Annotated in this window: 12 protein-coding genes and 1 other RNA gene; 2 read left to right on the top strand and 11 right to left on the bottom strand. The window is 69.8% G+C overall.

Features of this window, described 5'->3' with window-relative positions:
* Positions 1–66: 66 nt before the first annotated feature.
* Positions 67–690, bottom strand: coding sequence for a thiamine phosphate synthase (gene thiE / locus D588_RS0109880; RefSeq protein WP_017915857.1), 624 nt, complete (start codon positions 688–690; stop codon positions 67–69).
* Positions 691–704: 14 nt separating this feature from the next.
* Here thiE and D588_RS0109885 point away from each other — a divergent pair, with 14 nt between their 5' ends.
* The gene (locus D588_RS0109885; RefSeq protein ID WP_223875626.1) at positions 705–950 is read left to right on the top strand and encodes a rubredoxin; all 246 of its coding nucleotides are present in this window, start codon (positions 705–707) and stop codon (positions 948–950) included.
* 272 nt (positions 951–1222) lie between these two features.
* On the opposite strand, the gene D588_RS0109890 is transcribed toward D588_RS0109885, so the two are convergent.
* The 10 genes from D588_RS0109890 to D588_RS0109930 all read right to left on the bottom strand — a co-directional run bounded on the left by D588_RS0109890 (position 1223) and on the right by D588_RS0109930 (position 8675).
* Entirely contained in the window at positions 1223–2068 is an 846-nt protein-coding gene (locus tag D588_RS0109890) for a SirB1 family protein (RefSeq protein WP_026143558.1), read from the bottom strand.
* A 118-nt stretch (positions 2069–2186) separates the two neighbouring features.
* Entirely contained in the window at positions 2187–2639 is a 453-nt protein-coding gene (locus tag D588_RS0109895; RefSeq protein ID WP_017915858.1) for a DUF192 domain-containing protein, read from the bottom strand.
* 163 nt (positions 2640–2802) lie between these two features.
* Positions 2803–3450, bottom strand: a complete 648-nt coding sequence (rpiA, locus tag D588_RS0109900) for a ribose-5-phosphate isomerase RpiA (protein ID WP_017915859.1) — start codon at positions 3448–3450, stop codon at positions 2803–2805.
* A 100-nt stretch (positions 3451–3550) separates the two neighbouring features.
* Positions 3551–4021 (bottom strand): EVE domain-containing protein, encoded by a 471-nt coding sequence (locus D588_RS0109905; RefSeq protein WP_017915860.1) that lies wholly within the window; start codon positions 4019–4021, stop codon positions 3551–3553.
* Entirely contained in the window at positions 4018–4611 is a 594-nt protein-coding gene (locus tag D588_RS0109910; protein ID WP_017915861.1) for a 5-formyltetrahydrofolate cyclo-ligase, read from the bottom strand. The genes D588_RS0109905 and D588_RS0109910 overlap by 4 nt, the downstream gene beginning before the upstream one ends.
* 79 nt (positions 4612–4690) lie before the next feature.
* The gene (locus D588_RS0109915; protein WP_017915862.1) at positions 4691–5470 is read right to left on the bottom strand and encodes a thioesterase family protein; all 780 of its coding nucleotides are present in this window, start codon (positions 5468–5470) and stop codon (positions 4691–4693) included.
* A 159-nt stretch (positions 5471–5629) separates the two neighbouring features.
* Positions 5630–5814: non-coding RNA, 6S RNA (gene ssrS / locus D588_RS26600), on the bottom strand.
* Positions 5815–5912: 98 nt separating this feature from the next.
* The gene (locus tag D588_RS0109920) at positions 5913–6206 is read right to left on the bottom strand and encodes a cell division protein ZapA (protein ID WP_017910438.1); all 294 of its coding nucleotides are present in this window, start codon (positions 6204–6206) and stop codon (positions 5913–5915) included.
* On the bottom strand, positions 6203–6424 hold the full coding sequence (locus D588_RS0109925; protein WP_017910437.1) for a TIGR02449 family protein: 222 nt from the start codon (positions 6422–6424) through the stop codon (positions 6203–6205). Before D588_RS0109925 ends, D588_RS0109920 begins: the two co-directional genes overlap by 4 nt.
* Before the next feature lie 67 nt (positions 6425–6491).
* Positions 6492–8675, bottom strand: a complete 2184-nt coding sequence (locus D588_RS0109930; protein WP_017915863.1) for a GGDEF and EAL domain-containing protein — start codon at positions 8673–8675, stop codon at positions 6492–6494.
* A 209-nt stretch (positions 8676–8884) separates the two neighbouring features.
* On the opposite strand from D588_RS0109930, the gene D588_RS24425 reads away from it, so the two are divergent.
* A partial coding sequence (locus D588_RS24425; RefSeq protein ID WP_017915864.1) for a UPF0149 family protein occupies positions 8885–9238 on the top strand: 354 nt, incomplete at its 3' end.

Genomic DNA, 9238 nt, shown 5'->3' on the forward strand with positions numbered 1-9238 from the left:
CCTTCGGGGCACCTTCCCCCGAAAAGGGGGCCATGGTCGCGAGGGGAGAAGGGAAGCGCTCGCGCCTCAGTCGAAACACGCGCGGTACGCGGCCAGTGCCGCGCGCGGATCGGGCGCATCGAACACGCCGCTGATCACCGCCAGCAGATCGGCGCCGGCCGCCACCAGCGGCGGCGCGTTGTCCGGCGTGAGGCCGCCGATCGCCACGCGCGGCAGGCCCAGCGCTGCCGCATCCCGCAGCAGTTCGGGCGCGGCGCGGCGCGTGGTGACCTTACTGCGGGTAGGAAAGAACGCGCCGAAGGCGACGTAGCTGGCGCCTGCTGCCGCGGCGCTGCGGGCCAGGGCCAGGTCGTCGTAACAGGAGGCGCCGATCAATGCGTGCGGCCCGAGCGCGGCGCGCGCGGCGGCCAGATCGCCGTCGTCCTCGCCCAGGTGCACGCCGGCCGCGCCCACCGCCTGCGCCAGCGCGACGTCGTCGTTGACGATCAGCGGCACGCCGGCCTGTGCGCACAGCGTTTGCAGCGCCGCGGCCTGCTCGCGCCGTTGCGCCGCGTCGGCGCGCTTGTTGCGGTACTGCAGCCAGGTCACGCCTTGGTCCAGCAGCGGCGCCACCCGTGCCAGCAGACGCGCGCCGTCGGCCTCGTCTGGGGTGATCAGGTACACGCCGCGCGGCGCCGGGGATGCGTTCATGGCCAAGCCTTCCGATGCGTCGGCGGCGATGGGACAATGCCGTTCCGACTGTGACCTGCGATTATCCAATGAGCGACGCCAGCGCCACCACCTATCGCACCTGGATGTGCGTCGTCTGCGGGTTCATCTACAACGAGGCCGACGGCCTGCCGGAAGAAGGCATCGCCCCCGGCACCCGCTGGGACGACGTGCCCGACACCTGGACCTGCCCGGACTGCGGCGTGACCAAGGACGATTTCGAGATGGTGGAGATGGATTGACGCCTGGGATTGGAGAATGGGGAATCGGGAGTGGGACAGCGACTCCCGTGCCTTGCAGGCTTCACACGGCGGCCAGTTTCAAGGCTGGCAGGCAGACATCGCGAGGCCGGGTGGTCGGATCGCAAGGCCGATACTCGGGAGAGCCGCATGTCCGCCGACGTTCGATGATCGATTCGGTCGGTTATCCATGACGGCTTGATCAGGTCAGCAACCTCTGAGCCTCAGGGCATGCGCTTTTCCCATTCCCGATTCCCCTCTCCCCATTCCCAGCGTCAATGCATCCGCTGCGCGCGCGCGCTCAGTTCCACCAGGCGCTCGCGGATGGGCAAGGCGTCGGAGGCTTCGGGGTTCAATTGCAGGTAACGGCCCAGGTCGCGCCGTGCGCCGGGGACGTAATCCATCTGCAGGTAGGCCATGCCGCGGTCGCGCAGGGCTTCGGGCTGGTCCGGCATCAGCTTGAGCACGCGGTCGGCGCTGCGCGCGGCGCGGTCCCACTCGTCGCGTTCGGCATACAGGCCATGCAGGTTGCGCAGGACCCGGGCAAGGATCGCGCGGTGCGGCGCCGGGTCCAGGATCTGCAGCAGGGCGCGGTCGTCCGGGCTTTCGCCGCCCATGTGCGGTCGCGCGCGCTCGCGCAGTTCCTCCACCGCCAGCGGACGCCCGCCGTTGAACGGGTCCATCACCAGCAGGCCGTCGTCCACCGGCAGGCGCACCAGGAAATGCCCGGGGAAGGACACGCCGTCGAGCGGGATGTCCAGGCGCCGCGCCACGTCCATCTGCACCAGCGCCAGCGAGATCGGGTTGCCCAGGCGCCGCTCGAACACCTGGTTCATGTAGCTGTTGCGCGGGTCGTAATACTCGTCGTGGTTGCCGCTATAGCCCAGTTCTTCGAACAGGTGGCGATTGATCGCCGCCATCTTCAGCGGCCACTGCTCGATCATCGCCACCTCGTGCCGCAGGTGGTCGGCATGACTCTGCGCCAGGGTGTCGTAATGGGCGGCGTCCAGCTCCGGATACTCGTCGCGGGCGATCAGCAGCGCGGTCGCCAGCAGCGGCAGGGCATCGTCATCCAGCGCGGCCAGGGTATTCCAGCTCGGCAATGTCAATGGGGCGGCCATGGCCCAAGACTGGCGGCAAAGCCGGGCCCGATCAAGTCCGGCCGTTCCCGACAGCGGTGTCGGGTTCAGCGCCGTGGTCGCGGGGCCTTTTCCCGACGCCGCCGGCACCGTTGACGGATCAGTGGCCCTGAGGAATTCCCGGGCCGAAACGCAGTTCGGTGCCGTCCTGCAGCTTCAACTGCTCGGCCTGGCCGGCGTTGAGTTCGAGCACGTAGCGCGCCGGCGCGTTGCTCGGGTAGGGCGGGCAGGCGTCGCCGGCCGAGCACGGCGGCACGTCGCGCTGCTGCGCCACCAGCTTGCGCTGGTTGTCGAAGTACAGGATGTCCAGCGGGATCTTGGTGTTCTTCATCCAGTACGCCTGCGGTTCCTCGCGGTCGTGGATGAACAGCATGCCGTGGTCGGTTTCCATCTGGTCGCGGAACATCAGCCCGCGCGCGCGGGTCGCATCGTTCTGCGCCAGTTCCACGTCGTAGCGATGTCCGCCCAATTCCACCCAATGGTCGCCACCGGCGCTGGCGCAGCCGCTGAGGGCGAGCAGGAGAAGGACGCAGAGCGCGCGGAAGAGGGACATGGGCGGACCAGGGCAGGGAGGACAGCGCGCACCTTGTTGCAAGGTGCGCGTGGCGTCAAGAGCGGGGATTGGGGATTCGGGATTGGGGATTCGTAAAAGCCGAGATCCTTGCCTTTGCGAATCCCTAATCCCGAATCCCCAATCCCGCGCGCGCCAGCGCGCGTCAAAAGACGCGCGGCGGCTCGCCACCGACGATCACCACGTCGGCCGGGCGGCGTGCGAACAGGCCGACGCAGACCACGCCCGGGATCTGGTTCAGTTCGCGCTCCAGCGCCACCGGGTCGGTAATCGACAGGTGGTGCACGTCCAGCACCACGTTGCCGTTGTCGGTGATCACGCCGTCGCGCCAGACCGGCTGGCCGCCGGTGCGCGCCAGGATCTCGCGGGCGACCAAGCTGCGCGCCATCGGGATCACTTCGATCGGCAGCGGGAACGCGCCCAGGGTCTGCACCTGCTTGCTCGGGTCGACGATGCAGATGAAGCGCTCGCTGGCCTCGGCGATGATCTTCTCGCGGGTCAGCGCGGCGCCGCCGCCCTTGATCAGACACTTGTTCGGATCGCACTCGTCGGCGCCGTCCACGTACAGCGACAGGTTGCCGGTGTGGTTCAGCTCCAGCACCTCGATGCCGTGCTGGCGCAGGCGCGCGGTGCTCTGCTCGGAACTGGACACCGCACCCTTGATGCGGTGGCCGATGCGGCCGAGCGCGTCGATGAAATAGGCAACAGTGGAGCCGGTGCCGACGCCGACGATCATCCCGTCCTGGACGTAGTCGATGGCTTTCTCGGCGGCAAGACGTTTGGCTTCTGACATTGGAAGAGCTCGGGAGTGGGGATTCGGGATTGGGGATTCGTTGAAGCGGCAGACGGGTGGGAACGGAGGTAAATCCCCAATCCCCAATCCCGAATCCCGGCTATTCGAGCGAAAGCAGCAGCTTCCACTGCGCGGCGCTGACCGGGAACACCGACAGGCGGTTGCCGCGGGCGACCAGCGGGAAGCCCTCGCCCAGCGCGTCGGCGTGCTGCTTGATCTCGTCCAGGGCGATGGTGCGCGCCAGCTTGCGTTCGAACGCCACGTCCACCAGGTACCAGCGCGGCTGCTCCGGGGTGGCCTTGGGGTCGTGGTAGTCGGAGGACGGGTCGAACTGGGTGGCGTCGGGGTAGGCCTGGCTGGCCACGCGGGCCACGCCGACGATGCCCGGCACCTTGCAGTTGGAGTGGTAGAACAGGATGCCGTCGCCGACCTTCATGCCGTCGCGCATGAAGTTGCGCGCCTGGTAGTTGCGCACGCCGTTCCAGGGTTCGGTGCCGACCCGCTGCAGGTCGTCGATTGAGAAGGCGTCCGGTTCGGACTTCATCAGCCAATAGCGGGTGCGTGCGGTCATGCGGGGGAATCGTGCGCGGTCGACAGGGTGAGGGATTCGGTGCAGACCGCGTCCAGCGCGACGTCCCAGACCGCCAGCGGCAAGGCCGCGACCTGTTGCGCGTCGAAGGCGGCCCCGACCAGCCAGGGCGGCGGGGCCTGCCGCTGGCGGAAAGCGAAGCTGCGATCATACCAGCCGCCTCCCATGCCCAGGCGGCCGCCGGCGGTGTCGAAGCCGACCAGCGGCGTCACCACCAGCGCCATCTGCGCCGGCGTCAGGGTCGTGGCCGGGTCGACGTCGGGCTCGGGGATGCCATAGCGGTTGGCGCGCAGCGGCTGACCGGGACGCCACGGCGCGAAGCGCAGTGTGTCGCCGCTGAGCACCGGCAGGCAGTACTGCACCGCCTCCGGCAGCGACAGTTGCCAGCGGTGCAGCGCGATCTCCCCGTCCATCGCCCAGTAGCCGCCGACATGGCCGTGCTGCGGCGCGAACGGCAGGTCCAGCAGTCGCTGCGCCAAGGCGTCGGCGGCGGCCAGGCGCACGGGCGCGGTAAGCGCGCGGCGGCGCGCGCGCAGGTCCTGGCGCAGGGAGTCGCGGTCGTCGGCAGTCATCTGGCAGGGGTGGCGAGAGAGGTCGCTATTGTCGGCGCCGGCGCGCGCACTGACCAGCAGGCGCGCGCCGCTGCGGCGATCACGCGTAGAGCGCCACCGTCTGCCGGCCCCACAGCACCAGCCGCCCGGCCGTATCCCAGATCTGCATGTCCTGCAGCGAGTAGCCGTCCTCGGCATGGCGGCTGGCCGAGCGCAGCAGGAACCACTCGCCGGCGCTGGCCGGTTGCGGGAAGTCCAGGCTCCAGGTCATCGAACTGACCGGCGCCGGCTCGGTGAAGCAGGTCATCGCGGCCGGCGGCAGACAGTCGCCCAGCGCGACCAGGGCCACGCTCGGGTCCACGCCGGCGGCGTCGCGATGGCGCGCCCAGACCAGCAACTCCGGATCGGCTGCGGCGGACAGCGGCAGCGCGCCGCCGGCCAGGCGCATGTCGAAGTTGGCGACGAAGGCCGGCGTCGCCGCGCTGTCGGCGATCGGCGTTGCTTCGTCGGGACCGACGACCGCCGGCCGCGCCGGCAGGAAGTCATGGGCGATGCGGCTGGGCCGCGGCTGCGCGAACAGCAAGGCTGCGCGCAGGGCGACCTGCCCGTCGGCCAGACAATCGACGCCCACGGAGGTGGCGGACTTGCCCTGGCGCAGCACCTGCGCATCGAAGCGCAGGCTGCCGTCGGCGGGGCCGACGAAGCCGATGTGCGCCGACTTCAGCGGCGGCAACGCGGACGGTGCCGTGCGCAGCGCGGTCTGCAGCGCCAGCGCCGCGGACAGGCCGCCGAAGGCGGTGCGGCCTTGCCGCCAGCTGGCGGGGACGTCGAATCCCGCGGCGGGGTCGAAGCGGTCGAGGATCTGGGCGAGCGTCGGCAATCCGGGATCTCCGTGATGGGGAAACCAGTATCCCGGGTTTCGGTCGGTGCGAGAACGCGTGGCACCTGCAATGCGCCGGCGGCGACGGCGTGGTGAAGACGCACGCTGCGTACGCACAAAAGGAAACGGCGCCTTGCGGCGCCGTTTCCTGGAAAAATTGCATTCTCCGCCGTGACGATGCGTGCGAAACGACCTTGAACCCGGGGTTCAAGTGGGATGGCTGGAGAATCATCGGGCTTCCCGCTACGAGGCGGACCTGCACTCCCGATTCCGTCGCCACCCCGTGGTCGTCATTAAGGGACAAGGCGAATGTTTGCACACGCTGTCGTTCACAGCAGAGAACGCAAGTGGAGTATAGCGCCGTGATCGCGCTTGGCTAGTCCGTTCGTCGGTCCTTCGGTACGTTGCAATTCACGTTGATGATCGCAGCGCCATGTGCGGATCAGCGCGTCGTATCGACCACGCTGTCCAGGCGGCGATTGAGATCGGCGAGTGTGCGCGCCATCTCGCGTTCGCGCTGCCCCTGTTCGTCGCGCAGTTGCTGCAACTCGTGCGCCAGGTTCAACGCCGCGAGCACGGCGACGCGGTCCACCGCGGCCATGCGGTTGCTGCCGCGCACCTCGCGCATCTTCGCGTCGAGCAGGCGCGCGGCGGCGAGCAGGCCATCGCGTTCTTCGGCCTCGACGCCGACGGTGTATTCGCGGTCGAGGATGCGGACGCTGACCGGCTCGCTCACGTGTGCTGCTCCAGGGACTTCAGCCGGGCGATCATCGCTTCCACGCGCGAACGCGCCTGTTCGTTCTTGGTCAGCAACTGCGAGCGCTCGCCGATCAGGTGTTCCTGCTGCTGGCGCAGGCTGCGGTTCTCGTCGGAGAGGCGCTGGCAGCGCTCGACCAGCGTTTCCACGCGTGCGGCAAGGGCGCGAAGCTCGGCGAGGGCGTCAGGGCTGTCCATGGCGCTCACGATAGGCATGCGCCCGAGGGGCGGTCAAGACGCCGCGCGGCGGCGCCATGGCCGGCGCTCAGGCAGGCAGCCGCAGCGGTTGCTGCAGCAGGCGCAGGCAGGCGTCCGGCTCCAGCGCCGGCGCCACCAGGTGGCCCTGGATCTCGTCGCAGCCGTGCGCGCGCAGGAACGCCAATTGCCCGGCGTCCTCGACGCCCTCGGCCACCACCTTCAGCGCCAGCGAGTGGCCCATCGCGATGATGGTGCTGGTGATCGCCTCGTCGTCCGGGTCGCGGGTGAGGTCGCCGATGAATTCCTGGTCGATCTTCAGGGTGTTGATCGGCAGCCGCTTCAGGTAGGCCAGCGACGAATAGCCGGTGCCGAAGTCGTCGATGGCCAGGGTCAGCCCCAGCTTGCGGCAGGCGCGCAGCAGCTCGGCGTTCTTGCCGACCTGCGACATCACCACGCTCTCGGTCAGTTCCAGTTCGATGTTGGCCGCCGGCACGCCGGTTTCGGCGAGGATCCCGGCCATCAGTTCCGGCAGGTTGCCGCGCTCGAGCTGGATCGCCGAGACGTTCACCGACATGCACAGGTCGGTCAGCCCCATCCGCCGCCAGTCGCGCAGCGCGCCGCAGGCCTGGCGCAGCACCCATTCGCCGATCTCCAGGATCAGCCCGGTCTCCTCGGCCAGCGGGATGAACTGGCTGGGCGAGACCGGCCCGAAATCGGCGCTGTGCCAGCGCAGCAGCGCTTCCACGCCGACCACCCGCTGCGTGCGCAGCGAGTAGCGCGGCTGGTAGACCAGCTTCAGTTCCTGATCCAGCGGGATCTTGCGCAGCGTGCTGGCCAGGGTGGCGCGGTGACGGGTGGCCTCGTCCATGCGCGCCGAGTACACCTGCGCGTTGCGGCGCCCGGCGGCCTTGGCCTGGTACATCGCGGTATCGGCGTGCTTGAGCAGCTCGCTCGGCAGCAGCGCGTGCTGCGGGAACAGGGAGATGCCGATGGAGGTGGAGACCGCGACCTCGCGGCGTTCGTCCAGCCGCAGCGGCGCCTCGAACGCGGCGAGCACGCGGGCGGCCACCGCCTCGGCCTCGCCCTGGCTGACGATGTCCTCGACCACCACGGTGAATTCGTCGCCGGCCAGGCGCGCCACCGTGTGCTGCGGTCCCACCGCCTGCTGCAGGCGTTCGGCCACCGCGCGCAGCACGCGATCGCCGATCGCGTGGCCGAGCGAATCGTTGATGTCCTTGAAGCGGTCCAGGTCCAGGAACAGCACCGCGACCGAGCCGGCCTGGCGCCGCGCCCGCACGATCGCTCGCGCCAGGCGTTCGGACAGCAGCGCGCGGTTGGGCAGGCTGGTCAGCGTGTCGTAGTTGGCCAGATAGCGCAGTTCCTGCTCGGCGCGCTTCTGCTCGGTGATGTCTTCCAGTACCACCACCTGAAAGCTCTGGCGGCCGTCGGCGTCGACCACGGTATTGCGGCGCAGGTGGCAGAGGATCTCCTGGCCGTCCTTGCGCCGCTTCCAGGCCTCGCCGCGCCAATGCCGGCCGTGGTCGGCCACCGGGGCCGCCGGCGTTTCCGGCGCGTGGTCGATCAGCGCCATCGGCTGGCCCAGTACCTCGCGCTCGCTGTAGCCGGTGATGCGGGTGAAGGCCGGGTTGACCGAGATGAAGCGGCGGTCCTCGTCGAGCACGGCGACCGCCTCGCCCATGCTGCGCAGCACTTCGGCGGCGATGCGCCGTTCCAGGTCGGCCTGGCGGTGCGAGGTGATGTCGCGTGCGGTGCCGGCGAGCCGGCGCGGCGCGCCGTTGGCGTCGTAGTCGACCACGCGGCCGCGCACCCGCGCCCAGTGCCAGACCCCGTCGCCGGCCAGGTCCACCCGGTACTCGGCGGTGTAGATCGCGGTCAGGCCCTGCAGGTGTTCCTGCAGCACCTGCCGCGCCTGCTGCACGTCGTCGGGATGGATCCGCAGCGGCTCGTTCTCGCGGATCACCAGGCCGATGTCCTGCGCGTGCGGCGTGGCCTCGTCGGCGCGCATCAGCCGCAACCTGCGCTGTTGCAGGTCGTAATCCCAGAAGTGTTCGCCCGAGGCCCACAGCGCCAGCTTCAGGTGCTGGTCGCGCTGCTGCAGTTGCGCGTGCCGTTGCAGTTGCTCGCGCAGGCGCCGACGCGAACGCAGCGCGAACAGCGCCGCCACCCCGCCGGCCGCCAGCGCGGCGAGCGCGACCAGCGGCCATGCGGCCAGCAAGGTCTCGCCGAACAAGGCGAGGCCGGTTCTTTCCGCAGCTCCTGCAGCAACGTGCTCCAATGGCATGGCGGAAAGTGACTTCTGTCAAAGAACGGGTGGTGGAGTGTAGGCGCGTGCCGGAAGCCACCACAAGCGGCGGCGCACACGCGGTTGCTACACTGCGCAGTCCCGATTCCGCCGCAGGCCTCGACAGGCCCGCGGCCAGCGCCCGACAGGCTTGCTCCATGACCGAACTTCCTACTGCCGACCAGATCGCCGATGCCAGCCGGACGCTTGGCCTGGCTGCGTCGGCGGCCGAACTGCACGGCGGCCTGTGCGGCTGGCTGGCCGGCGGCGGCGCCGAATTGCCGGCATGGCCGGCGGCCGTGCTCGCCGACGCCAGCCTCGCCGCGCCGCGCCCCGGCGATGCGCTGGACCGCCTGCGCGAGGCCACGACTGCGCAACTGAACGACCGCGATTTCGGCTTCGACCTGGTGCTGGCCGATGCCGGCGCGCCGCTGCCCGAGCGCGCCGACGCGCTGTTCGACTGGTGCCGCGGCTTCCTCGGCGGCTTCGGCCTGGCCGCAGGGGCTGCGCCA

Origin of the sequence: Xanthomonas sp. SHU 308, from assembly GCF_000364645.1 — a bacterium.
Taxonomy (GTDB): Bacteria; Pseudomonadota; Gammaproteobacteria; order Xanthomonadales; family Xanthomonadaceae; genus Xanthomonas_A; species Xanthomonas_A sontii.